Here is a 23,627-nt window from a genome sequence, read left to right on the forward strand (position 1 = left end):
TCGTCTGCTGTCCGCTGCCATTCGACACACGGTTACGTCCGTTAACCATGTAGGCATCTGATGGTCACAGGCCGCTGTCATTGTGGTGATCGAACAACGAAGCGCGTTCGACCACCAGTGAGGCCCCCTCCCATGAGTGTCAAGAAGATCTGCGCCGGTATCGGCGTCGCTGCAGCTGTTGCATCCGGAATCGTCGTCGGAACGGCTTCGCCCGCCGCCGCAGACCCGGCCGATTGTCCGGCGATGTACGTCGTGGCCATTCCTGGCACTTGGGAGACCAGCTCGGGTGCGGCCCCCAAGCCGGGCATGCTGACCGACGTCACCGATCGTCTCGGTGGCGACATCCGCACCGACTACGTCTCGTATCCCGCGACCGCGTTCCCATGGGAGGGCGAGGTGTACGGGCAATCGCGTGCCGAAGCCGTCGCCAACGCGGGCGGCATGCTCGAGGCCATGGCGGATCGTTGTGGCGCAACGAAATTGGGCATCATCGGGTACAGCCAGGGTGCCGACGCGGCGGGCGATCTCGCCGCGGCCATCGGCACCGGAGTGGGCGTGGTGCCCGCGGACAAGGTGGTCGCCGTGGGGCTGATCTCCGACCCGAAGCGCTCCGATACCGACGCTCTCGTGGGACCCGCCGTGGTCGGAACCGGGGTCGGTGGACCCCGCGTCGGTGGATTCGGCTACGTCAGCCCCGTGGTGCGGACGTTCTGTGCCGTCGGCGACCTGTACTGCTCGACGCCCAAGGACGATTACGTCGCGCGGCTGGCCGGCTTCTTGGCCGTCTCGTCCAACCCCGCGCCGAACGTCGCCGATCAGTACTCGCAGGAAGCACAGTCCCTGATCGCGGACCTCGCCGCGGCCGGTGGTCTGCCGGTGTTGCAGGGCCAGCTCACCGACCAGGCGAACGCTCAGCGTCAGCGTGAGATCGAGGCGTTCTACCGTTCGGGTATCCACCAGGAGTACCAGAGCTACGAGGTCGGGGGCGGCCAGTCCGCCACCCGGTGGTTGGCGCGCTACCTCGCCGACGCGGTCTGACGGCGTAGCAGCACGAAAACCGCCACAGCGCTGACGGCCATCAGACCGGCGCTCCAGCCGGCCGCGAGGTTGAAGCCGTCGACGAACGACGAGTTCGCGACGGTGGTCAGTTGCGAGGCGAACGGCTCGGGCAGGTAGTCCGCGACGGCGACGGCACCGCCTATGGTTTCTCGTGCGGGGTCCGCTATCTCGGCAGGGGTACCCGCGGGGATGGCGTCGTCCATGCGGTGCCGGTAGACGGTGCTGCCGATCGTGCCGAGGATCGCGATACCCACGGCACCGCCCAGTTCGGCTCCGGTCTCCGACAGTGCCGATGCGGCACCGGCCTTTTCGGGTGCCGCATCGGTCAGGACGATATCGGAGTTGAGCGTCGACGCCGCGCCGATGCCGAACGTCAGCAGAGCCATCCCGGTCAGGAGTAACGGTAGGCCCGAGTCGCTGGTGACGAAGACCATTGCCACACAACCGAATCCGATGAAAGCCAGGCCGCAGGCGATGATGGTGCCCGTATGGATGACCTTACTCATCGTCGGTGCCAACACAGCCCCGGTCGCTGCAGCCGCGGCGGGAATCAACAACCACAATCCGGCCTCGAGCGGCCCGAGCCCGACTACCAGCTGGAGATACTGCGCGGCGAACAGGCTGAAGCCGGTCATCGCGAAAATCACCAGGAACTGCACGACGACGGCTGCACTGAAGGCACGTTCGGCGAACAGCGTGACGTCGATCAAAGGGTGTGCTGCCTTCCGTTGCCGGACGACGAACACTGCACCGAGCGTCAGCCCGACGAGGGCGGTGACGATCGTTGCCGCGTCGATCCCCTCCTGCGCACCGTGTTTGATGGCGAACACGATCGAGAGCATCGAGGAGATAGCGAGAATCACGCTGATGGGATCGAACTTCCCGGGGTCGGAGTCCTTGAACTCGGGGACCAGAAACGGGGCGGCGACGAAAAGTACCACCATGATCGGAATGTTGATCAGGAACACCGAGCCCCACCAGAAGTGTTCGAGCAGAACACCGCCGATGACAGGGCCCACTGCTGCTCCACCGGCGAAGCCGGCAGTCCACAGGCCGATGGCTTCCTTTCGCTGAGTGGGGTCGTGAAACATGTTGCGGATCAACGACAATGTGCTCGGCGCAATGGTGGCTCCGCCGATTCCCAGCAGAGCGCGCGCCGCGAGCAGCATCTCGGGAGAGGTGGAGAACGTCGCGGCCAGAGACGCCACTCCGAACACGACGGCACCGATCATGAGCAGGGTGCGCCTGCCGATGCGATCGCCCAGCGAGCCCATGGTGATCAGGAGGCCGGCAAGCAGAAATCCGTAGATGTCGAGAATCCACAACGACTGATTGCTGGTGGGTTCGAGATCGGCCGTCATGAACGGCAGGGCCAGGTACAACACCGACATGTCCATCGACACGACGAGAATCGGCACCACCAGCACTGCGAGGCCGAGCCACTCCTTACCGGTGGCGCGCTGGTCGGTTGCCGTCTGGCTCACTGTGGTTTCCCTTCCCGAATGGACACCTCAGCTTAGGGGGATCGGGAGTACGTTCGGTGAAGAAACATGTCTCTCGCCGAACGAAGGAAAAATCACCTCATGACCAACGATCTGAAGGTAGTCGCGACGATCATCGCCAAGCCGGATGCCATCGACGCCGTGCGCGACGGCCTCTCCGCTCTCGTTGCCGAATCGCGGAAGGAAGACGGCAACCTCTCGTACGAGCTGTTCGAGTCCGCGATCGAGCCGGGAACCTTCATCACCGTCGAGGTGTGGAAGTCGCAGGAGGACCTCGACGGCCACATGCAAACTCCGCACCTGCAGCAGGCGCTAAGCGAGTTCGGGGCCCACCTCGCGGCTGCGCCCGCCATTCATCCCCTCCGGCCGGTCGGCTGACTCACCCCGCACGCTTGCGTACACGAGTGCCGACACGATGAGCAGAGCCATCGTGGCACCGATCGCGAGCCAGCCGGTCCCGCTCATCTCTCCCGACGCGATGACGCGGGCCCCGGCGGCGGTGTAGCTCATGGGCATGAAGGCGGCGAGATCGCCCCAGATCGGTGCCGTCGACGCGTATGCGAAGCCACAGACGACGACCTGCACCGCGAGCGCGGCGACGTTGACGATCTGGCCGATCACGGCACCGAGCACCCGTTGGATCGCTCCCGCTGCGGCGAGGTAGGCCGCAGCCGAGACGATCAGGAACGCACCCGCTCCCAGGACCGGCCCGAGGGCGGCGTCGGTGGCGAAGGCGAACGCAACGGCGGCGCTGATGCCCACTGCGGCGACCGCTGCGGCCACGGCGAGCCAGCGAGGCTTGCTGTCCCTGCCCAGAACCCGCACGAGACTGACACACCCGAGAGCACCGAGCGCGACCAGGGCAGCGATCAGATACGGGGTGGCACCGGTTCCGGTGCTCGACGACGTGGCCGCGATGTTCTGGTCCGACGCTGCGTCGTCGGTAGCGGCAGCGGTTCCCTGCGGAAGTGCTGCCGAGGCGTCGCGCACATTGGTGGCGATGCCGTTGACGATTCCCTCGACCGGTTCGACCGACGTCACGAGCTGATCGGTGCCGGCCTTGAGCTGCTGGCCGCCGTCGTCGAGTTGGCCCAGTCCGTCACGCAACTGCACGGTCGCGTCGCCGAGTTGGGCGGTGGCTCCGAGGAACTGACTGTTGGGGTCGTTGAGTTCGGAGGACAGCTGCTGAGCACCGCTCTTGAGGGTCTGCAGCTGGGCGAGGGTGTCGGGCCCGAAAGCCTGCGTGTTCAGAGTGTCGATGACCCCGCGGATCTCACCGGAGATGGCGTCCGATCCCGGGTGCGGGAAACGATCGACCTGGTCAGCGGTGGCGGCGAGTTTGGCGGTGAAATCGGCCTGCAGAGCGCCGAAGCCGGCGAGCTGATCGACGACCTGGTCGACGCCACCGCTGATCTGGGACGCGCCGTCCCCGAGCTGACCGATGCCGTCGCGGTACTGCCCGAATCCATCGGCGAGCTGAATGGTTCCGTCGTGTGCCTGGGTGATGCCGTCGGCGAGCTGCCCGACGCCGTCGTTGAGCTGCGTTCCGCCGTCGGTCAGCTGGCCGATACCGCTGGAGAGGAACGTGATGGGCAGCGATGCGCTGTTGAGGCTGCTCCTGGCCGCGGCCAGGGGATCGGCTGTCTGCTGGTCCGCTGCCGGTGCCTGCTCGGTGTCGGCGACGACGGTGGTGGTTGCTGCGGACTCGCCACCGAGGTCGTAGCCGGTGCCCAGTGCAAATGCACCTACCGCTACCAGAGGAAACGCCAGCGCAGTGAGAGCAACGGCAGGACGTCGGAAGATACGCAATTCACCCATGATGAGTTCGAGGCTAACCGCACGGTGCAGCGTCGCCGACCAGTCGACGACCGTCGACGCCCTATTTTGTGCCCTCGACCTGGGAGTTTAAGAGGTCTCTGTGGATTACCGATTGCGGGGCAGCAGGTCCCACACGTGCTCGGTTTCGTTCACCGAGGAGACCGACCTCGCGCCGCTGCGCGAGAACAGCACCCGCGTCACCGAGCAGTAGTCGATCGGGAAGCCGAGCACCTTCGGGGTCTGCAGAATGTCCTGCAGCAGGATGTTGATCACGCCGCCGTGAGCGAACAGCGCCACGGTGTCGGTGTGTGCGCTCGCCGAGACGACATCGGCGACACCGTCCAGAACTCGCCGGCGAAACGCCTGCTCGTCGACCTGCTCCGGGAGATGCCCGGCCTTGATGCGATCGAATGCCTCACGGAATTCGGTCTTGGCCGACTCGATCGGAACGTAGCCGCCGAAGTCGCGATCGTATTCGGTCAGGCGATCGTCGGGCTCGACGGTCAGACCGAGCCGATCGGCCAGAGGCTGCGCGGTCTGGACGGCGCGTAGCTGCGAGCTCGAGACGACTCGCGAGATCGGGAACCGGGCGACGGCACCCGGCACTCGCTGGGACTGTTCGACGCCGAGTTCGGCCAGAGCGGGATCGGCCGAGGTCTCCGACCGTTGCGGGAGGGCATGCCGCACCAGAACCAATTGCATCGACTCACCTAATCACGAGTGTTCTGCCGCTGCGCAGCACCATCGATCGAAATGCCGCCACCTGACGCGGCGAATCGGCCCGCGGATCCCACACCATGCCGATTCGCCTGCGCGCGGCCGGTTGGGTGAGTCCGATGTCCACGGTTCCGCCCTCACCGCCGTGCGCGCGTATTCGCGGCAGAATGGCGATACCGAGACCGGCTCCGACGAGTCCGCGCACCGTGTGGGTGTCCTGACCCTCGAAGGCGATACGCGGGCTGAAGCCGGCGTCCGCCCACAACTCGTCGCAGATCGAGCGCATCCCGAAGCCGTGGCCCATCGCGATGTAGTTCTCGTCGGCCGTGTCGGCCAGATCGACCGACCTGCGCGTGGCCAGCCGATGATCGGCCGGGACCACCAGCATCAGTCGCTCGTCGTAGAGCTGGAACGAATTGTGCTCGGTGTGTTCGGCGCTGAGAGAGACGAACGCCAGGTCGGAGACCCCGTCGGCGAGACGGTCGAGGCAGCGTGCCCGGGCACCCTGGTCCAGATCGAACGTGACGGCCGGGTGGTCGACGCGGAACTGGCGGATCAGCGCCGGTACGACGTCCTCGCCCAGGGTGTTCTGAAACGCCACCGCGATACGGCCGCGGGCTCTGGCGTCGTGCTCGGTCATGGCGTCGATGCCGGCGTCGATGTCGCTCAACGCCCGCTGGAGATAAGGAATGAGCACTCGGCCGGTGCTGGTGAGCACGATCCCGCGGCCGCGTCGTTCCACGATGTCGACGCCCAGAATTGCCGAGGCGCGGGCGACCTGCCGACTGACGGTGGGCTGTGGGACGCCCAGGACGTGCGCGGCGTCGGTGATGTGTTCGGTGTCGGCCACTGCGACGAGAGTCGGTAGCAGCGGCAGGAGTTCGATCGCTTCACGACGCATTCCCGAATCATATCGCTGGTGTATCGGTTTGCCCGGTCTCATGCATTGGACGAATATCGTGAGCGCTTCTAACGTGATCTGCATGACCACGACGCAGCCCGAGGTGCTCGGATGGGAGGGACACCCCAGGGGATCGCGCGAATACCGCAGGCTCGTGCTGGCACTGCTGTTCGCCGGAGTCGCAACGTTCGCTCAGCTCTACTCGGTGCAGGGCATCCTGCCCCTCATCGCCGCCAATCTCGACATCACGCCGTCGCAGTCCTCGCTCGCGGTCGGGCTCGCGACGGTCGGCGTTGCGGTGTCCGTCATTCCCTGGTCGGTGGCGGCCGACCGTACCGGTCGTGTTCGGGCCATGACGGCGTCGATCCTCACCGCCACGACGTTGGGTCTGCTGGTTCCGCTCGCGCCGTCGCTCGAAGTGCTCTTGGTGATTCGATTCTTCGAAGGTGCTGCACTGGGCGGTCTTCCGGCCATCGCCATCGCGTACCTCAGCGAAGAGATCCATCACAAGCACACAGCCCTGGCCGCGGCGACCTACGTGTCCGGTACGACGCTCGGCGGACTGCTCGGCCGCATCGTCGCGGGACCCGTTGCGGAATACACCAACTGGCGGATCGGCACGTTGACCGTGTCGATGATCGCTGCGTTGGCCGCAGCACTGTTCGTCTGGCTCGCACCGAAGCCGCGAACGACGCTCGTGGACAGCCAAATTCGTGACCTACCCGGACGGCTGTGGGTGAACCTGCGCGAGCCGGGGATGGCGGCACTCTACGGCCAGGGATTTCTGCTGATGGGCGGCTTCGTCGCGATCTACAACTACCTCGGATTTCGTTTGGAGGCCGTGCCTTTCGGACTCCCGCAGTCTCTGATCAGCCTGATCTTCGTGGCGTACCTCAGCGGTACCGTGTCCTCACGGGTAGCGGGCAATCTCGCGACGAAGCACGGCAGATCGGTGGTGCTCGCCGGATCCACCGCCACGATGATCGCCGGAGTTGCCCTGACGATGGCGTCGAATCTCGCCGTCATTCTGACCGGCTTGGTGATCCTGACCATGGGATTCTTTGCCGCCCACGCCATCGCGTCGGGATGGACCGGACAACGAGCCGTCCACGGCCGAGCCCAGGCGACATCGCTGTACAACCTCTTCTACTACGGCGGATCCTCCGTCGTCGGCTGGATCGGCGGCGTCGTCTTCCAATCCCAGGGATGGAACGCGTTGGCGCTGTTCGTCATTGCGTTGGCAGTGATCGCAGGCGTATGGGCCGCGTGCATGAACGGCCGATTGGCGAAGCCGGTATCAGTAGGTTGACGTGTTTGCGGCAGCGAGGGCAAAAATGACGATCGCACCCACGATGACGACGAAGAGCGCGATCGAGACGTAACCCACGATCAGGCCCGCCGTCGCAAAACCCGATCCGCCTTCGCCGGTGCGCTTGATCTGACCGCGCGAGATGTGGCCACACACCACCGCGCACACCGACGCAATCAACGGAATGAACGTCAGACCGAGAATCGCCAACACGAGTGACACGATCGCCAAGGTGTTGGTGGACGCCGGAGCGCGATACCCGCCGGCATACGGCGCATTCCCGTACTGCGAATACTGTTGCTGCGGGTTCGGGTACTGGGGGCTCTCTTGCGGGGGGTTCGGGTACTGGGGATTCGGGTTCTGATAGGGCGGGTACTGCTGCCCGCCGTACGGCTGATCCTTGTTCGCTGCGTCGAACGGATCGTTGCTCTCACCCTGCGGATAACCCATGGCGGGAGTGTGGCACCTGGAGACAGCAGTCCGCAACCGCTCTCCCTCGGCGCTACGTGCCGAGCTTGCCCCACCCCACATAGGCGTCGACAGTGACGTATCCGGTCACGCGCGGCTGATCCCGAACCGGATACGGATCGCCGGTGTAATGCGTCGAGATGCGGTCGATGTCGACCAGATCGGGATCGTCCTGCAACTCGATCGAACCGTGCACCGTCACATGGGTGTACCAACTGGCCTCGTCCAACACCGAAATCGAGACCTTCGGATTCGCCTTGATGTGCTCGAGACGCTTCCGCGACGCATCGAAATTGAGCACGACCTTCCCGTCCTCCCACAGATACCACGTGGGTGCGGTGATCGGCGTTCCATCTGCACGAACCACCGCCATGACCGCGGGATTGGCCTTCTTCAGCAATTCGACAGCGGCATCGGGCAACGGAGGCTTGGGCATACGACAACAGTACGACTCGACCCCCGCCTTGGGTCCCGAATCGCCCCACAGCGTCCCCCGGAGTCCACTCGATGTGCCATTGACTGCCGAAAAGGCCACTCAATGTCACATCGAGTGCACTGGGGTGAAGGGTGTGCACTCGGGAATCGGGTGCATCCGGTGTGGATCGGCGACTACAGGTTGGGGAGTTTGACTACCTGTCCGGCGTAGGAGAGTCCGGCACCGAAGGCGAGCAGCAGTGCTGTGTCTCCTGCTTTTGCTTTGCCGGTGCGCAGTAGTTCTTCCATGGCCAGGGGGATCGAGGCTGCCGAGGTGTTGCCGGTTTCGGCGATGTCGTTGGCGACGGGTGTGTCCTCGTTCAGGTTCAGGCTCTTGGCGAGGAGTTCGGTGATGCGGCTGTTGGCCTGGTGGGGGATGAAGGCGTGCAGTTCGTCGGTCTTGATGCCGGCGACGTCGAGGACGCGCTGCGCGGCCTTGCCCATCTCGAAGGCGGCCCAGCGGAAGACGGAGATTCCGTTCATCCGGATCCAGGGGCGCTCGAGGCCTTCTTCGGTGATGTAGTCGTACCAGTCGGTGGTCTGGACGATGGCGTCGGATTGCGAGCCGTCGGAGCCCCAGACGGCGGGTCCGATCTCGGTTTCGTCGCTCTGGCCGACGACCACGGCACCGGCGCCGTCGGCGAAGATGAAGCGGGTGGTGCGGTCGTAGGGGTCGGTGGTGACGCTGAGCTGTTCTGCACCGATGACGAGGACGTACTTGGACGTTCCGGCCTTGACCAGGTCCGATGCGACGGCGAGGGAGTAGCAGAAGCCTGCGCAGCCGGCGCAGATGTCGAATGCGGCCGGCCCCTTGGTGCCGAGTCCGTGCGCTACTTTTGCAGCTGCTTGGGGTGTGAGTTCGAGATGCGTCGAGGTGGCGACGATGACGGTGTCGACTTGGTCGGCGGTGATTCCACTGGCTTCGAGGGCCTTACGACCTGCCGCGATGGACATCTCGACGACGTTTTCCTTGGGATCGGCGAAGCGCCGGTTCTTGATTCCGGACCGCGTCTGGATCCACTCGTCGCTCGAGTCGATGAATTCACAGATCTCGTCGTTGGTCACGACTCTCTCGGGGCGGTGAACGCCGAGTCCGAGTAGTTTCGACTGTCGTCCCTGCGTCGTGCTGATCGCACCCATCTTCAATTTCCTCTCGTGCTACCGCGCCATCGCCGAGCTTCGGCTCGGGTCTTGGGCTACGGGCTCGGTGACACACGTTACGTGCGTCGCCTCGAGGAGTTCACACCAGTTCGGTGATGAGGGCTGCGACCTCGGCGGGCTTGTCGATCATGGCGTGGTGGTGGGCGGGCATGACGACAGTGAAGTCGGCCCGCAGATACGCGGCCAGCTTGCGTTGAGTCTTGATCCATCGCTTGCCCCACGGGGAGGGTCGTCCGGTGTGGGCTGCGGCGACGATGACCGGAACGACGAGGGGCGAACGCTTCCGCATTCTGTTCAGTTCGGCGGCGAGGTCCGGGTAGACGACGTCTTCCACCAGGGCGGCGGCGAGGTAGGTGGGTCGTCGATAGATGTCGTCGACCCAGTCGAACGTCTCCTGCGGTGTGCCGTCGGGCGGTGTCGCCTGATTGAGGACGCGTCGCACACGCGGTCCGACCAGCTTCTGCAGGCCGGTCTTGCTGAGCGCGGTGGCGATGACGTGGGCGGCCTCGACGCGCACGACGGTCGGGACGAAGCGTCTGGGGTCGGATTCGGCGCTGGAATCGAGCAACAGAATTCCGCGGGTGCGCGACGGGTACAGCCGGGCCACAGCTTCTGCGTAGAAGCCGGCTATCGAATGACCTACCACGACGGCCGGGTCGGTGACTCCGAGTGCGTCGAGGACACCGATGATTCGGTCTGCCTCCCCGCGGACGGTGGGTGTGGCACCGGCGGGCAAGGGGTCGCTGAGTCCGAAGCCGGGGCGGTCGAGAACGACCACGTGATGGTGGGCGCTCAGGATGTCGACGGTGTCGTTCCAGTCGAACCAGTTACTGCCGAGGCCTCCGCACAGGACGACCGTGGGGCCGGTTCCGCGTACGAACAGATGCAGACGTTGCCCGTCCACCTCGACGTACTGACCGGGAGGATGTTTCACGGGAAACAACGCACTGCGTTCGGCTCGATCCCCGCTGTCCATGTTTGGTACTCCACGATGCTCTACCGACCTGTCGACTGTTTCACGCTCCAGTTTCCATCATTTTCCCCGTTTTGCACACTCGTGTGCGTGGATCGGTCACGAGGGAAGGTCATTGACGCGGCTTGGCCAGGGGGAACGCGAGCGTTTCCCGAATGCTGCCACCGGTGATGAGCATGACGACCCGGTCGACTCCCATGCCGAGACCGCCGGTCGGCGGCATCCCGTGCTCGAGTGCTTGCAGAAAATCCTCGTCCAGGCTCATCGCTTCCTCGTCACCGCCGGCCGCCAACAGCGACTGTTCGGTCAGGCGCTGCCGCTGATCGACAGGGTCGGTCAGCTCGCTGTACGCGGTACCCAGCTCCACACCCCACGCGACGAGATCCCACTTCTCGGCGACGCCCGGAATGCTCCGATGCGGCCTCGTCAACGGCGACATCGACGTCGGGAAGTCCTTGTAGAAAGTGGGGAACTCGGTGTAGTCCTCGACGAGATGCTCGTACATTCCCTGCGCGACGGCCCCAGCATCCCAGGTCTTCTCGTACGGAATGTCGTTCTCGTCGCACAGGCGTTGTAGCTCCTCCAGAGGAGTCGCCGGTTCGACGGGCACTCCCAACTTCTCGGCGACGGCACCGTGCAACGTCTTGACCGGCCATTCACCGGAGATGTCGATCTCGATCATTTCCCCGTTCGGACCATCCGGGCGCAGGATGATCTCGCGTCCGTGCGCGGCGACGGCTGCTCGCTGGATCAGCTCGCGACACAACACCATTGCGCGTTCGTAGTCGCTGTGGGCCTCGTAGGCCTCGAGGATCGTGAACTCGGGGTTGTGCTTGAAGTCCGCGCCTTCGTTGCGGAACACGCGGCCGATCTCGAACACCTTCTCCATGCCGCCGACACACAGGCGCTTGAGATAGAGCTCCGGTGCGATCCGCAGGTAGAGGTCGAGGTTGTAGGCATTGATGTGGGTGACGAACGGTGCTGCGTTGGCACCGCCGTGAACCTGCTGCAGAATCGGTGTCTCGACCTCCATGTATCCGCGCTCGCCGAGCGAATCACGAAGTGACTTCACGACATTGGATCGGGCGATCATCAGTGCACGAGCATCGCGATTGATGGCCAGATCGACGTAGCGTTGCCGCACCCGAGCTTCCGGGTCGGTGAGTCCGCGATACTTGTCCGGCAGTGGATGCAAGCACTTGGCATTCATTCGCCAGTCCGTCGCGAGCAGCGACAGCTCCCCACGCTTGCTGCGGCCGATCGCGCCACTGACCTCGATGAGATCGCCGAGGTCGAAATCGGCGTCGAAGTTCTCGATCGAATCCCCGACGCGATCGCGGTCGAAGAGAACCTGGATATCGGCCGACCAGTCACGCACCACAGCGAATACGACACCGCCGTAGTCGCGAATCCGCAGGATGCGTCCGGCAATTCGTACCGTTGTGCCCTGCGGCGAGGCCACCGCCGCCTCGACCGTATGCGTCGGGGGATAGGCGACGGGATAGCCCTCTGTGCCCTCGCGTTCGAGACGATCGAGTTTCGACATGCGTACGCGCACCTGGTCGGGACGCTTACGGCCCGGTGTCGGCTCGTCCGGGACGCTGTCGGGGCCGCTGCCGTCGGGATGAATGTCGTCGGCGTCGGCCAGAGCCGCGGGCACCGCAACGTGAGAACCGGTGTGCTTCGAGGCGCGTCGGAAGGTCGGCAGGGTCAAGAAGCCCTCGGCGATGGCCGACGCGACGCCGACCTTGGGCAACACCCGATTGTCTGCGAAGCAGAGGTAGCGCGGCTCCCATTCCGGAAGGTACTTCACGTTCGAGCGATACAGGGCCTCGAGCTGCCACCACCGAGAGAAGAACACCAGCACGCTGCGCCAGATTCGCAACACCGGCCCGGCACCGATCCGGCTGCCCTCCTCGAACGCCGCGCGGAACACCGCGAAGTTCAGCGAGATCTTGCCGACGCCGAAATGATCGGCGCTGGTGGCGAGTTCGGTCACCATCAGTTCGATCACCCCGTTGGGCGACGCCGGATCACGACGCATCAGATCCAAGGACACTCCGGTGCGACCCCACGGCACCAGCGAGAGAACGCCGATCACCTTCTCGCCCTGAACTGCCTGCACCAGAAGACAATCGCCGTCGAGCGGATCACCCAGTCGACCCAACGCCATCGAGAAACCACGCTCGGTTTCGGTATCGCGCCACGCATCCGCGCAGGCAATGATCTCCGACATCTCCTCCGACGAAATGTCACGATGACGACGCACGGTGACCACGACACCCGCTTTACGAGCCCGGTTGACCGCCTGACGCACGGGGCGCATCTCGCGTCCATTGAGATTGAAATCCTTGGTTTTCAGGATTGCTTCGTCGCCGAGTTCGAGGACACTCAGTCCGGCCCGCTTGTACGCGGTCGCGCCGATCTCGCTGGCGCCCATGACAGCTGGGGTCCAGCCGTATTTCTCGGCCAGGTCCAACCATTCCGAGATCGCATGCGGCCACGCCTCGGGATTTCCGATCGGATCACCACTGGCCAGACACACGCCGACCTCGACGCGATACGTCACCGCCGCCTTACCGCTGGTGGCGAAGATGACGCCCTTGTCGCGGCGAGTGGCGAAGTAGCCGAGGGAATCGTCGGCACCCCATTTGTCGAGCAGGCCACGCAGCGCGGACTCGTCGCGACCGGTGAGCGCGTTGCTCGACCGCTGCGACCGAAACAACGTGACGACAGCCCCCAACAACGCCAACGCTCCGAACAGACCCAGGGCCGTGTTCACGATGCCGTTCGGCCTGCCGTCGAACTGCTCGTTGTCCACCGTCGCCAACGCCGTCACGCGATTGAACGCCCACAGGAACGTCTGACTCTCCGGTAACGACCCGGGGAACAGCGCAACCAGCGCCCACCCGATCACCGTCCCGACGGCCGCGCCGAGCACGAGCACCCCGAGCGCCTTCCACACCGCACCACGACGCACCCGCGTGTAGAACTCCTTGCGCGCGGCGATCAACACCCCCGTCACCACAACATGGACAGCCAGCGCAATCCACGAATTGACGCTCTTGTCCGTGATCCCCTCGACCACATTGGTGATCGCCAACAACACCAGATAGATCGTCAGCAACCACCACGCAATGCGCTTACGACTCGCCAACGCCGCCGCCAACAAACCGACCACCAGCGCCCACGACAAACTCGTATCGGGAGCATCGAAGTAATAGCTGTCGACGTACTCACGCGGAACGTGAATCAGGAAACGAAGAGTCGGCGACAGACTCCACAGAAACAACAACACCGCGAACACACCGAGCACCAGACCCGCGATATGCGGAACCTCACTCAAACGACCGCGCTCGGGTGGCACGAACGACCGCGGAACCATGGACCCGGACCGCTCCGAGGAAACTGCTGTCGCCGTCATATCTCACTCCCGAAGTCAGAATGCACTTGCACCGTAGACGGTATCCCCGCTGACACGAGTCAGTTGCCCATTGCCCGCACCCCCGCCCACTCAATGTGACGTTCAGTGGCCTTTTCGACAGTCGATGTCACATCGAGTGGACATCGGGTCGGTTGCGGGCGGCGGATCTTCGGGTGCGTTGGATCTCGATACGACGTCGCCTCGGCGCGCGTGGGTGAAGGGTTCGTCCACAGGGAGTGAGTTATCCACAGGGCAGTTCGTTTCCCGTCGTCGCGGCGGATTCGGGGTGCGCGGACTGTGCATCATCATGGCCATGAAGCGGGGTGGAGCACGAGTCGATGCGAAGGTGATCGCGGCTGCGTCGGATCGCGGCTTCATGAGGACAGCGCACTTACTCGAGCTCGGGGTGGCGTCGAAGACCATCGTTCGACGCACCCAGCCGGACGGCAGCTGGTCACGGGCGTTACCTGGGTTGGTGTTCTTGAAGAATCGTTCGCTGACGCCGATCGAACGCGCCACCGCGGTGGCGATCTACTGCGGCAAGGATGCTCTCATCAGCGGTCGGGCAGGGCTGGCGTTGCATGGATTGGGCCCGTCGGGTTCGTTGGAGGAGACGTTCGCACTGATTCCCGAGCCGCAACATCGCAAGTCCGTGGGCTTCGCTGTCGTGGAGCGGACGTGGCGAATGCCGACGGCGGAAATCAAGTCGGGACTTCGCGTCGCCCCGATCGTTCGGTGTCTGTGCGATGCAGTTCGACGGATGAAGAATGCCGAGCAGTGCATGGCGTTGATTGCCGGTGTCGTGCAGCGAGGTGCGGCTACCGTGGCCGCGATCATGAAGAAACTGAACGCCGGTAGTACGCGGGGAACTGCGATGCCACGTCGAGTTCTGAGGGAACTGGCTGCAGGTGCGCACTCGGTGGCGGAGGCTCAGGCCCAGAAGCTGTACGCGCGCAGCGGACTTCCGACGATGCAGCACAACGTGGCTGTCCACGACGAGCAGGGCAGGTTCCTGCTGATAGCCGACAACTGGCTCGACGATGTCGCGTTGGATTGGGAGATCGATTCGCTCGAATACCATCTCTCGCCCGCGGCGCACAGGGCGACGGTGGCGCGTCGGGAACGAGCGCAGAATGCCGGCCTCATCGTGGTGACACATCTGCCGAGCGATATTCGGGAGGACCCGGAACGCGTTCTGTCCGACCTTCGTGCGCGTTACGAGCAGGCCAAGGCGCGACCGCGACCGAATGTCACGGTCCGGCCGCGAGCGGATCAGGCTCGTAGTCGCTCGGGTTGATACACCCACACCATGTGCTTGCCGGTCTCGGACGTAGCTGCGATCGGCCGATGCTCGATCCTGTCCAGCACGAATCCAAGCCTCTTGGGTACGGCCTGGCTCCGGAGATTCGCTGCGTCACAATGAATTTCGACTCGATTGATTCCGTCCAGCCTCGAGGCCTCCCGTATGAGGGCGGCGACGGCCTCGCTGATCATCCCACGTCCCTCGGCCCGGGCGTCGAGCCAGTAACCCAATTCGATGCCGTGCGGGCCGATCCGGCGATGCATCCCGATCTTGCCCAGAAACGCACCGCCGTCGCGCTCGAAAATTCCGTAATCGAACATCTCCCCGGCATTCCACTGCTCGACGGCCTCCGCAATGCGAGCCGATTGCACCGAAGGCTGGGCAGCTTCTTCAGTCGCCCACCCCATCCACGGCGCAAGGCGCGCGAGATTGCGACCGATCACGTCGGCAACGGCGTCGGCATCGCCGGCCGACTCGCGACGAATGAGAAGTCGGCCGGTGACAATCCGATCGGGAGGTACATCCAGCATGGCCAGCAGTGTGTCAACAGTGCACCCGATCTGCCAACGAATTTCGTTGCACTGTCACCCGCTCGCAGTCCACTCGATGTGCCATCGACGGGCGAAAAGGCCACCGAAGGTCACATTGAGTGGACAAGGGGCAGCGGCAAGGGCGGGGTTCAGGAAGCCGACCAGGATCTCCAGGACAGTTTGTCGATGATGATGACCGGACCTCCGGGTCTGTTGTTTTTGTATTGACTGTATTTCGCGACCAGGGCGTCGGTGGCCGATGTGCCTTCGGCGCTGGAGGTTTCGACGATGTGGGCGGATCCGTCCGCGCGGATCCACCAGAGTTGGGACCAATCGTCGGTGTAGTGGTCGACGATGAGGCTGACGGCGGGGTCGGCGCGGATGTTGTCGAGTCGCTGGAGTTTCTGCGTTGTCTTGGGTTTCCAGTCGATGGCGGTGAAGATTCGGTCGCCGGTGGGGGCGACGGCGAAGACGATCGGGACCAGGTGTGGTGTGCCGTCGGGGTTGATGGTGGAGAGTTGGGCTCGGGGTGCGGCGGTGAAGCGTTGGACTTCGTTGTCGATCTTCACGTTCGGTTCCTCGGGTTATGCGGATTCGCTGTGGGTGCTGTGTCGGGTGATGAATTGTTCGAGTGCCGCAACGGACATGGGGCGTCCGAGTAGGTGTCCTTGGCCGAAGGTTACGCCCATGTCGGTGCAGATCTGGAGTTGTTCCGGTGTCTCGATTCCCTCGATGACGGTGTCTTTGCCGAGAGTGGTGGTGACGTCGACGAGGGCTGTGCAGAGCGTGGTCATGGCGCGGCGTCGGTGCAGGTTGTCGCTGTCGAGGTGTTGGGTGAGGGATTTGTCGATCTTGAGGGTGTCGACGGGGAGGGTGGCCAGTCGTTCGAGGGAGGAGAAGCCGGAGCCGAAGTCGTCGATGGCGATGAGGACGCCGTGGCGTTGGACGTCGCGGAGTTGGTAGTGGACTGCGTCGAGGTCGTGGAGTGTCTGTGATTCGGAGAGTTCGAGGGCGAGTCGTCCGGGTTCGATGCCGTAGGTGTCGACGGTGTCGATGACGTCGGTTGCGAGGGTTCCGGTGGCGAAGTGGGCTGGGCTGATGTTGACGCCCACTTGGAGGTGGATGTTGCGGGTCTGCCAGTCCGCGATCGTGTGTGCGACCTCGGCGAGAATCCACATGCTCAGCGGGACGATGAGGTCGGCGTCCTCGGCGAGGGGGATGAAGGTGTCGGGCATCAGCAGGCCGAGTTCGGGGTGGTTCCATCGGATGAGTGCTTCGGCCCCGACGACCGTTCCCGTCGCGAGTTCGACGATGGGTTGGTAGACCATCGTCAGTTCGCGCTCGACCATGGCGGTGCCGCGTAGTCGTTCGATGAGTTCGAGTCGGGTGCGGTTGGTGTGGTGGAGCTCGTCGGTGAAGACGTGGTGTTCGTTGCGTCCGACGGCTTTGGCGGCGTGCATGGCTGCGGTGGCGTTGTGGACCAGTTGGGTGGCGCTGATGTCGGTGGTGGTACTCGAGGCGACTCCGACGCTGGCGGTGAGGGTGAGTTGGCGGCCGGAGAGCTCGAAGGCGGGCTCGAAGATGCTCGCGAATCCGGCAGCCAGGGCGCGCGCGGCTATGGAGTGGCAGCCCCGTGCGATGACGACGAATTCGTCGCCGGTGAGTCGGCCGATGGTGTCGCCGGGGCGGGTGGAGGCGAGCAGTCGGTCGGCGACCATGCACAGCAGGCTGTCGCCCTGGGCGGGGCCGAGGGCGTCGTTGAACTCTCGGAATCCGTCGATGTCGACCAGCAGGACGCTGAACTGACGATCCGGGGTGCGTCGGTCGAGCTCGTCGGTGATGAGGGCAAGGATCTCGACGCGGTTCGGAAGACCGGTCAGCGCGTCGCGTTGGGCGGCTGTTCCGCCTACGGCGGCGGCTGAGGTGACCGCGGCGACATGACGGGGCGGCGCGTCGTGCTCTCGGCTCACTGTTCCCCCTCATGGCCGGACAGCCATGGATGATACTAGCCGAAGAGTCTGCTTGAACGCTATAAACAGGGAGCATCCCCTTTTTTAGGACTATTAGATCACGGTGTCCTTGGTTTGTGGGCCGTTTGCGCGTCCTGTCGATGCTCGTTCTTCGACGCTCCAGATCGCGTCGTCCACGCTGTCGCTGAGTCCGAGCACCCACCGAGCCGCCGACCGGCCCTGATCGAACAGCGACTGCGCAACGGTGGTCAATCCGGCCTCGGCCGCGGCAGGGGAGTCGTCCCACCCGGTCACGGCCAGTCGCCCCGGAACGTCGATTCCGGCCGTGGCCGCAGCATCGAGCACCCCGAGGGCAAGTTCGTCGCTCATCACGAGCAATGTGTCGATAGCGTTGTCCTGCAACAACACCTGCGCTGCCCGGTCCCCTTCGGGGCGGGCGTTGTTGGTGGTGAACAGTGTCGGTACCGTCGACCATTCGATCCCCGATTGCAGGCATGCGTCTCGGTAACCCTCGAGTCGAGCTCGGGTCACCGGCATCGAGATGTCCGACGCGTCCGCGCCACGCACGATCGTCGATTCGCGTCGGGTATCGGGCCTGAGAGCGACGATGGCAGGTCGAGATCGGCTGTGCAATGCGGCGGTGGCCACTGCGTCGGCTGCCGCCCTGTCGTCGATGGCGATCGAGTTCAGGCCGGGGTGGTCGGGCCCACCCTGGATGCACGTGGGGCGGCCGGTCTCGACGAGCACGTCGAGCAAGGGGTCGTCGATCTCCGTGGTCCACACCACGTACCCGTCGACCTGTGCGTCTCGGATGCGAGCGTTGTCGGTGTCGCGGTGCAGGTTCGGCAGCATCACCAGCGCGGTGTCGGCGTCGAGACACGCTTCGGCGATGCCGGACAGAAACCGTCGAGCCTGGGGATCCTCGAAGGCGTAGGTGAGCTTCTCGCCGAGGACGACGCCGATGCTGTCGTGCCTGCCGCTGCGCAACGACCGCGCGGTGCGGTTGGGACCGGCGTATCCGAGGGCCGCAGCTGCCTCGTGCACACGATCGCGGGTGGCCGCGGAAACTCGGCTCGGTCGGTTGTAGGTGTACGAGACGCTCATGGTGGAAACGCCTGCGGACGCTGCGACGTCGGCCATGGTCACCCGAGTGTTCACCGGCCCACTGTAGCGCGCGGTACCGATGATGTGTAACGATACACAGCATGTCGTCGCCGCTACCGAAGCTGCTGGTGCTCGCCGCAGCCGCATTCATCTACGTCACGGCGGAAACGCTGCCCGTGGGGTTGCTCCCCGAGATATCCGGGGACCTCGGCGTCGGCGAATCCGCCGTGGGTCTCCTGCTGACCTTCTACGCGTACGGCGTCGCCGTGATGACGATGCCGTTGATCCGGTTCGTGCGGCAGTGGCCCCGACGACGCGTCGTGGTCATCACCGTTGCCGCACTGGCACTCTCGCAACTCCTCTCGGCGGTATCGGTCGGATATCCGATGTTGGTGATCTCTCGAATGCTCTGCGCGGCAACGCACGGAGTCTTCTGGGCTGTCGTCGCTCCGGTCGCGGCATCGCTGGCTCTACCCGGTAAGCAGGGCAAGGCCATCGCGACGGTGTATGCCGGTACCTCGTTGGCGTTGGTTGCCGGCAACCCGCTCACGGCAGCACTGGGCCAGTGGCTCGGATGGCGTACCGCAGCAACGATTCTCGGCATCGTCGCCGCAGCCATCGCGGTGGCGCTGTACTTCGTCCTCCCAGCACTACCGGTCACCCGAGCGGTCTCGGAAACGAAGAAGACACCGCGGGTGCTCGACGGCTCCCTGGCCGTTCTGTGTGCAGTGACGTTCCTGGCCGTCCTCGGTCATTTCGCCGCGTACACCTACTTCTCGGTGATCGTCGACCGTGCCATCGGATCGGCGGGAACCACCCTGACCTTGATGCTGATGCTGTACGGACTGTTCGGGGTGGTCGGCATCTGGGTGATCGGGAGAACCTACGACCGGTGGCCCCGGCACTCGACCATCGCGGCCCTCGGTGCGGTCGCAGCGGCAGTGGCAATTCTCTGGTGCACTCTGAGCGGGGCTCCGGGCAGCTGGGCCGTGTTCGCCGTCGGTGCCATCGCGTTGTGGGGGCTGGCCTTCACCACGCTTCCGGTGTGTATTCAATCGGCCGTGGTCAGAGCCGCCCCGGCCGATGCGGACAAGGCGTCGGCGATCTACGTCGTTTCCTTCCAGTTGGCGATCGCGACGGGCGCACTGCTGGGCGGTGTGGTGATCGACCTGAGCGGCATCGGGGCCGTCACCGCTGCTGCAACAGCCCTGGTCGCCGCAGCGCTGGCCGTGGTCGTGGTGGCGCGCAGAACCTTTCCGAGTCGCTACGCACAGGAGCCGGTGACAGCAACGGCACGCTGACCGTTGAGGTACCCCGCACGATAGGGTCAGCACGCGACGAACGAGGGAATCCGGTGCAATTCCGGAGCTGGCGCGCAACGGTGACGAGTGAGAGCTCGAAGTCCGAATGCTCGGACGTCGCGATCCACCTCCAACCGCGGCTCCGCGACACGAGCCCTCAGCAGGAAGCTCTTCACGATGCGCACCACCCTCGCCGTACTAGGCGCTGTCTCGTTCCTCGTTCTCGCCGGCTGTTCGTCCACGGCGACGACCGACGCGGCCACCCCGACCACAGGAAACTATCCGCTGACCATCGACAATTGCGGTCGCGACGTCGTCGTCGACGCCCCACCGCAACGTGCGGTCTCGTTGAATCAGGGTTCGACGGAAATCCTTCTCTCGCTCGGCCTCGCCGACCGTATGGTCGGCACCGCCACCTGGACCGACCCCGTCCGTGCGAACCTCGAGTCGGAGAACGCGAAGGTGCCCAGGTTGGCGGACAACAAACCTTCCCTCGAGGTGGTGTTGGACGCCGAGCCCGACTTCGTCACCGCGTCGTTCGGCGGCACCCTCGGACCGGGAGGCGTCGCCGACAGAGACCAGTTCGAGCAGCTCGGTGTGCCGAGCTACCTCTCTCCCACCGACTGCAACGGCAAGACCGACGACAGCGTCAACTCCGACGGCGCGCGTACGTCGCCACTCGAGATCGAGACCGTCTACCAGGAGATTCGCGACCTCGCGGCCATCTTCGACGTGCGTGATCGCGGTGAACGCTTCATCGCCGAACTGCAGGATCGCTTCGCGAAGGCATCGGGAGCCGTCGACGCCTCCGGTGTGTCGCTGGCGTACTGGTTCGCCGACACCGACACCCCCTACATGGCCGGATGCTGTGGATCGTCGGGCATCATCACCGAATCCGTCGGTGCCGAGAACATCTACGCCGACACCACCGACGAATGGCCACAGGTCAATTGGGAGAGTGTTCTCGATCGTGATCCCACCGCACTCGTGCTCGCGGACCTGAGCCGACGGAGCATCGCCGGTGATGCTCTCGACAGCAAGATCGCTTTCCTGGAATCGAATCCCGTCACGAGTCGGCTCACCGCCGTCGAGAGCAAGCGGTACATCGTCGTCAACGGTGCCGACCTCAACCCGTCGATCCGTACGATCGACGGGGTCGAAAAAGTTGCTGCTGCTCTGCAGAACTGGGGATCGACCACCCCATGAGCCGGACCGATCGCGGGTTGCTGATCCCGCTTCTGCTCGGTGGCTTCGTGGTGTTGGTGCTTTCGATCGGCGTGGCCGTGACCATCGGTCCGGCCAGCGTGTCGGTATCCGATGTGTATCGAGTGATACTGGGGCACATCGGGATCGGTACGGCCGAAGTGAGCCGCATCGAGGACGGCATCGTCTGGCAGTTGCGATTGCCCCGAACGCTGCTCGCCGCCGTCTGCGGTGCAGGCCTCGCGCTGTGCGGAGCCATCATGCAATCGCTGCTGCGCAATCCCCTCGCCGACCCGTTCGTACTGGGTATCTCGTCGGGCGCATCCACCGGTGCCGTCGTCGTCGCGGTGCTCGGCGTCGGTGGCGGTGCACTGTCGCTGTCCACCGGAGCCTTCGCCGGAGCGCTGCTGTCGTTCGTGCTGGTCATGCTGCTCGCCGCAGGTGCGGGCGGCGGCAACGACCGCGTCGTGCTGGCGGGAGTGGCAGGTACACAACTGTTCTCGGCTCTGACGTCGTTCATCGTCATATCTTCGGCCGACGCCGAGCAAACCCGAGGAGTCTTGTTCTGGCTGCTCGGTTCCTTGAGCGGCGCCGACTGGACGGACGTGGCACTGTGCGGCACTGTGGCACTGCTGGGCATGGCGGTGTGCCTGTTCAACACCTCGGCCCTCGATGCCTTCACTTTCGGGCACGACGCGGCCGCATCCCTCGGCGTTCCGGTGAAGTACGTGCGAATCCTGTTGCTGGTCATCACCGCATTGATCACGGCCGCCCTCGTCAGCGCCGCCGGTGCCATCGGATTCGTAGGGCTGGTGCTACCGCACGCTGCTCGTTTCCTCGTGGGGTCGCGCCATCGAAGACTGCTTCCGACGACGGTGGTGATGGGGGCAATATTCATGGTCTGGGTCGACACCATCGCTCGAACGGTGTTCGCACCACAGGAAATTCCGGTCGGAGTGGTCACGGCCCTCATCGGCGTTCCGGCCTTCGCCCTGATTCTCTTTCGGCTCAGGAGATCTCGATGACACTGCACGCCAGAGACATTCGATGGACCCGGAGTGGACACCCGATCCTCGACGGCATCAGCTTCGCGCCCGAACCGGGAGAGACCATCGGCCTGATCGGCCCCAACGGCTCGGGCAAATCCTCCCTGTTGCGCATTCTTGCCGGCATCGTCGCACCCGACAGTGGCGACGTGCTGCTCGACGGAGACAACCTGCGAACACTGCGCCGACGTCGCGTCGCCAGACGGGTGGCCATGGTCGACCAACACTCCGACACCGACGTCGACATCAGCGTCCGCGACGTCGTCCGCCTCGGCCGCATCCCACATCACGGCATCCTCGGCGGCGACGCATCCGACGACGACGCCGCCATCGCACGAGCACTCACCGACACCGCCATGGCATCGAAAGCCACCCGACGCTGGCACACCCTCTCCGGCGGCGAACGCCAACGAGTCCAGATCGCCCGAGCCCTCGCCCAGCAACCCACCGAACTACTGCTCGACGAGCCGACCAATCACCTCGACATCCAACATCAACTCGACATCCTCACCCTCGTCGCAGGCCTACCCCTGAGCAGCTACATCGCCCTGCACGACCTCAACCTCGCCGCCATGTTCTGCGACCGAATCATCGTCCTCGATCACGGCACCATCGTTGCATCGGGAACCCCGAACGAAGTGATCACCGAACACCTCGTGCGCACGGTATACAACGTGAACGCCAGCGTCACGAATGCCGACAACTACCCCCAGGTGACCTATCGCCGCCCCACCCCCTCCGACCCTGGAGTCCACTCGATGTGACATTGACTGCCGAAAAGGCCACTGGATGTCACATTGAGTACCGGCGGATGGCACACAGTGTGACGCCGGGCCGGGGGATCTAGAGTTGCCGCAGTTTCTTCTCGAATGCGTCGATGCGTGTGGTGTCCTCGAAGAAGTCTTCTTGCGAGATGATTTTCCCCCAGCTCGTGCGGACCAGGAGCACGGTGCGGTTGGTGTAGATCTGGGTGCCGTCGGCTGCGTGGGCTCGGTCGTCGAACCGCACGAGCAGGGTCATTCGCCAGGGTGCGCCGCCACTGTAGATTTCGCTGATCTGTCCTTGTATCCCGGCTGCGACGAAGTCCTGGAAGAATCTTTCGATGGCTGCGCGGCCGCGATGGGTGCCCGACCAGCGGCTGTCTCCGTCGGCGAACTTGAGCACTGCGTCTCGGTGGAACGACGCGAGCAGGGGACGGTAGTCGCCGTTGTTCAGCGCTTCGATGTCTCGCTGCAGCTTGAGTGTCAGCGCTCGCATCAGCAGAAGCTTGAATGCGAAGGCCGTCGAGATGCCGGCCAGAAATCTCAGTTGCATGCCCATACGTTTGCCTACCGTTCATCGACGTGTCAATCGAGTCGGCGGTA

Annotated in this window: 22 protein-coding genes; 8 read left to right on the forward strand and 14 right to left on the reverse strand. The window is 64.4% G+C overall.

Annotation, left to right across the window (positions count from 1 at the left end):
- Positions 1-132 precede the first annotated feature (132 nt).
- Positions 133-1,038 carry a cutinase family protein gene (locus tag CH274_RS03160; RefSeq protein WP_094656697.1) on the forward strand — a complete coding sequence of 302 codons (906 nt, stop codon included), beginning with the start codon at positions 133-135 and terminating at the stop codon, positions 1,036-1,038.
- On the opposite strand, the gene CH274_RS03165 is transcribed toward CH274_RS03160, so the two are convergent.
- Positions 1,017-2,543, reverse strand: coding sequence for an MFS transporter (locus CH274_RS03165; RefSeq protein WP_094656698.1), 1,527 nt, complete (start codon positions 2,541-2,543; stop codon positions 1,017-1,019). The genes CH274_RS03160 and CH274_RS03165 overlap by 22 nt on opposite strands.
- Positions 2,544-2,642: 99 nt before the next feature.
- Between CH274_RS03165 and CH274_RS03170 the strand changes: the two genes are divergently transcribed.
- A complete protein-coding gene (locus CH274_RS03170; protein ID WP_045197796.1) occupies positions 2,643-2,939 on the forward strand; it encodes a putative quinol monooxygenase in 297 nt (98 codons plus the stop codon).
- Here the strand turns inward: CH274_RS03170 and CH274_RS03175 are convergent.
- The 3 genes from CH274_RS03175 to CH274_RS03185 all read right to left on the reverse strand — a co-directional run bounded on the left by CH274_RS03175 (position 2,874) and on the right by CH274_RS03185 (position 5,997).
- On the reverse strand, positions 2,874-4,379 hold the full coding sequence (locus tag CH274_RS03175; RefSeq protein WP_094656699.1) for a phage infection protein: 1,506 nt from the start codon (positions 4,377-4,379) through the stop codon (positions 2,874-2,876). The genes CH274_RS03170 and CH274_RS03175 overlap by 66 nt on opposite strands.
- Before the next feature lie 105 nt (positions 4,380-4,484).
- Positions 4,485-5,081, reverse strand: coding sequence for a histidine phosphatase family protein (locus CH274_RS03180; RefSeq protein ID WP_045197800.1), 597 nt, complete (start codon positions 5,079-5,081; stop codon positions 4,485-4,487).
- A gap of 4 nt (positions 5,082-5,085) precedes the next feature.
- Entirely contained in the window at positions 5,086-5,997 is a 912-nt protein-coding gene (locus tag CH274_RS03185) for a LysR family transcriptional regulator (RefSeq protein ID WP_256988125.1), read from the reverse strand.
- A gap of 82 nt (positions 5,998-6,079) precedes the next feature.
- Between CH274_RS03185 and CH274_RS03190 the strand changes: the two genes are divergently transcribed.
- The gene (locus tag CH274_RS03190; RefSeq protein ID WP_094656700.1) at positions 6,080-7,306 is read left to right on the forward strand and encodes an MFS transporter; all 1,227 of its coding nucleotides are present in this window, start codon (positions 6,080-6,082) and stop codon (positions 7,304-7,306) included.
- On the opposite strand, the gene CH274_RS03195 is transcribed toward CH274_RS03190, so the two are convergent.
- From CH274_RS03195 to lysX, 5 genes are all read right to left on the reverse strand, one after another.
- Positions 7,295-7,756 carry a DUF4190 domain-containing protein gene (locus CH274_RS03195; RefSeq protein WP_179275622.1) on the reverse strand — a complete coding sequence of 154 codons (462 nt, stop codon included), beginning with the start codon at positions 7,754-7,756 and terminating at the stop codon, positions 7,295-7,297. The genes CH274_RS03190 and CH274_RS03195 overlap by 12 nt on opposite strands.
- A 52-nt stretch (positions 7,757-7,808) precedes the next feature.
- The gene (locus CH274_RS03200) at positions 7,809-8,210 is read right to left on the reverse strand and encodes a PPOX class F420-dependent oxidoreductase (protein WP_094628988.1); all 402 of its coding nucleotides are present in this window, start codon (positions 8,208-8,210) and stop codon (positions 7,809-7,811) included.
- Between the two features lie 173 nt (positions 8,211-8,383).
- A complete protein-coding gene (locus tag CH274_RS03205) occupies positions 8,384-9,388 on the reverse strand; it encodes a beta-ketoacyl-ACP synthase III (protein WP_032397016.1) in 1,005 nt (334 codons plus the stop codon).
- A gap of 100 nt (positions 9,389-9,488) precedes the next feature.
- On the reverse strand, positions 9,489-10,385 hold the full coding sequence (locus tag CH274_RS03210) for an alpha/beta fold hydrolase (protein WP_176459181.1): 897 nt from the start codon (positions 10,383-10,385) through the stop codon (positions 9,489-9,491).
- A 109-nt stretch (positions 10,386-10,494) separates the two neighbouring features.
- A complete protein-coding gene (gene lysX / locus CH274_RS03215; RefSeq protein ID WP_094656702.1) occupies positions 10,495-13,806 on the reverse strand; it encodes a bifunctional lysylphosphatidylglycerol synthetase/lysine--tRNA ligase LysX in 3,312 nt (1,103 codons plus the stop codon).
- 307 nt (positions 13,807-14,113) lie between these two features.
- Here lysX and CH274_RS03220 point away from each other — a divergent pair, with 307 nt between their 5' ends.
- Positions 14,114-15,103, forward strand: coding sequence for a hypothetical protein (locus CH274_RS03220; protein WP_256993461.1), 990 nt, complete (start codon positions 14,114-14,116; stop codon positions 15,101-15,103).
- On the opposite strand, the gene CH274_RS03225 is transcribed toward CH274_RS03220, so the two are convergent.
- The 4 genes from CH274_RS03225 to CH274_RS03240 form a co-directional block, all read right to left on the reverse strand.
- On the reverse strand, positions 15,079-15,639 hold the full coding sequence (locus CH274_RS03225) for a GNAT family N-acetyltransferase (protein ID WP_094656703.1): 561 nt from the start codon (positions 15,637-15,639) through the stop codon (positions 15,079-15,081). The genes CH274_RS03220 and CH274_RS03225 overlap by 25 nt on opposite strands.
- Positions 15,640-15,788: 149 nt before the next feature.
- Positions 15,789-16,208 (reverse strand): TIGR03668 family PPOX class F420-dependent oxidoreductase, encoded by a 420-nt coding sequence (locus tag CH274_RS03230; RefSeq protein ID WP_094656704.1) that lies wholly within the window; start codon positions 16,206-16,208, stop codon positions 15,789-15,791.
- A 15-nt stretch (positions 16,209-16,223) separates the two neighbouring features.
- Complete coding sequence (locus CH274_RS03235; protein ID WP_094646274.1) at positions 16,224-17,609, reverse strand: putative bifunctional diguanylate cyclase/phosphodiesterase; 1,386 nt, start codon at positions 17,607-17,609, stop codon at positions 16,224-16,226.
- A gap of 93 nt (positions 17,610-17,702) precedes the next feature.
- Positions 17,703-18,767, reverse strand: a complete 1,065-nt coding sequence (locus CH274_RS03240; protein WP_032397020.1) for a substrate-binding domain-containing protein — start codon at positions 18,765-18,767, stop codon at positions 17,703-17,705.
- A gap of 47 nt (positions 18,768-18,814) precedes the next feature.
- On the opposite strand from CH274_RS03240, the gene CH274_RS03245 reads away from it, so the two are divergent.
- The 4 genes from CH274_RS03245 (at position 18,815) to CH274_RS03260 (ending at position 23,027) form a co-directional block, all read left to right on the forward strand.
- A complete protein-coding gene (locus tag CH274_RS03245) occupies positions 18,815-20,014 on the forward strand; it encodes an MFS transporter (RefSeq protein WP_032397021.1) in 1,200 nt (399 codons plus the stop codon).
- Between the two features lie 177 nt (positions 20,015-20,191).
- Positions 20,192-21,220, forward strand: coding sequence for an ABC transporter substrate-binding protein (locus tag CH274_RS03250; protein WP_094646276.1), 1,029 nt, complete (start codon positions 20,192-20,194; stop codon positions 21,218-21,220).
- Positions 21,217-22,242 (forward strand): FecCD family ABC transporter permease, encoded by a 1,026-nt coding sequence (locus CH274_RS03255; RefSeq protein ID WP_032397023.1) that lies wholly within the window; start codon positions 21,217-21,219, stop codon positions 22,240-22,242. Before CH274_RS03250 ends, CH274_RS03255 begins: the two co-directional genes overlap by 4 nt.
- Positions 22,239-23,027 carry an ABC transporter ATP-binding protein gene (locus tag CH274_RS03260; protein ID WP_045197814.1) on the forward strand — a complete coding sequence of 263 codons (789 nt, stop codon included), beginning with the start codon at positions 22,239-22,241 and terminating at the stop codon, positions 23,025-23,027. Before CH274_RS03255 ends, CH274_RS03260 begins: the two co-directional genes overlap by 4 nt.
- A gap of 79 nt (positions 23,028-23,106) precedes the next feature.
- Here the strand turns inward: CH274_RS03260 and CH274_RS03265 are convergent, their stop codons facing one another.
- Positions 23,107-23,577 (reverse strand): nuclear transport factor 2 family protein, encoded by a 471-nt coding sequence (locus CH274_RS03265; RefSeq protein WP_094656802.1) that lies wholly within the window; start codon positions 23,575-23,577, stop codon positions 23,107-23,109.
- Positions 23,578-23,627 lie beyond the last annotated feature (50 nt).

This window comes from Rhodococcus sp. 06-418-5, from assembly GCF_002258285.1.
Classification (GTDB): domain Bacteria; phylum Actinomycetota; class Actinomycetes; order Mycobacteriales; family Mycobacteriaceae; genus Rhodococcoides.

Bases quoted from the DNA above. Each gene is read 5' to 3' on its own strand.
- CH274_RS03160 (WP_094656697.1), top strand. From the start codon at position 133: ATGAGTGTCAAGAAGATCTGCGCCGGTATCGGCGTCGCTGCAGCTGTT.
- CH274_RS03170 (WP_045197796.1), top strand. From the start codon at position 2,643: ATGACCAACGATCTGAAGGTAGTCGCGACGATCATCGCCAAGCCGGAT.
- CH274_RS03175 (WP_094656699.1), bottom strand. From the start codon at position 4,379: ATGGGTGAATTGCGTATCTTCCGACGTCCTGCCGTTGCTCTCACTGCG.
- CH274_RS03180 (WP_045197800.1), bottom strand. From the start codon at position 5,081: ATGCAATTGGTTCTGGTGCGGCATGCCCTCCCGCAACGGTCGGAGACC.
- CH274_RS03185 (WP_256988125.1), bottom strand. From the start codon at position 5,997: ATGCGTCGTGAAGCGATCGAACTCCTGCCGCTGCTACCGACTCTCGTC.
- CH274_RS03190 (WP_094656700.1), top strand. From the start codon at position 6,080: ATGACCACGACGCAGCCCGAGGTGCTCGGATGGGAGGGACACCCCAGG.
- CH274_RS03195 (WP_179275622.1), bottom strand. From the start codon at position 7,756: ATGGGTTATCCGCAGGGTGAGAGCAACGATCCGTTCGACGCAGCGAAC.
- CH274_RS03200 (WP_094628988.1), bottom strand. From the start codon at position 8,210: ATGCCCAAGCCTCCGTTGCCCGATGCCGCTGTCGAATTGCTGAAGAAG.
- CH274_RS03205 (WP_032397016.1), bottom strand. From the start codon at position 9,388: ATGGGTGCGATCAGCACGACGCAGGGACGACAGTCGAAACTACTCGGA.
- CH274_RS03210 (WP_176459181.1), bottom strand. From the start codon at position 10,385: ATGGACAGCGGGGATCGAGCCGAACGCAGTGCGTTGTTTCCCGTGAAA.
- lysX (WP_094656702.1), bottom strand. From the start codon at position 13,806: ATGACGGCGACAGCAGTTTCCTCGGAGCGGTCCGGGTCCATGGTTCCG.
- CH274_RS03220 (WP_256993461.1), top strand. From the start codon at position 14,114: ATGGCCATGAAGCGGGGTGGAGCACGAGTCGATGCGAAGGTGATCGCG.
- CH274_RS03225 (WP_094656703.1), bottom strand. From the start codon at position 15,639: ATGCTGGATGTACCTCCCGATCGGATTGTCACCGGCCGACTTCTCATT.
- CH274_RS03245 (WP_032397021.1), top strand. From the start codon at position 18,815: ATGTCGTCGCCGCTACCGAAGCTGCTGGTGCTCGCCGCAGCCGCATTC.
- CH274_RS03250 (WP_094646276.1), top strand. From the start codon at position 20,192: ATGCGCACCACCCTCGCCGTACTAGGCGCTGTCTCGTTCCTCGTTCTC.
- CH274_RS03255 (WP_032397023.1), top strand. From the start codon at position 21,217: ATGAGCCGGACCGATCGCGGGTTGCTGATCCCGCTTCTGCTCGGTGGC.
- CH274_RS03260 (WP_045197814.1), top strand. From the start codon at position 22,239: ATGACACTGCACGCCAGAGACATTCGATGGACCCGGAGTGGACACCCG.
- CH274_RS03265 (WP_094656802.1), bottom strand. From the start codon at position 23,577: ATGCAACTGAGATTTCTGGCCGGCATCTCGACGGCCTTCGCATTCAAG.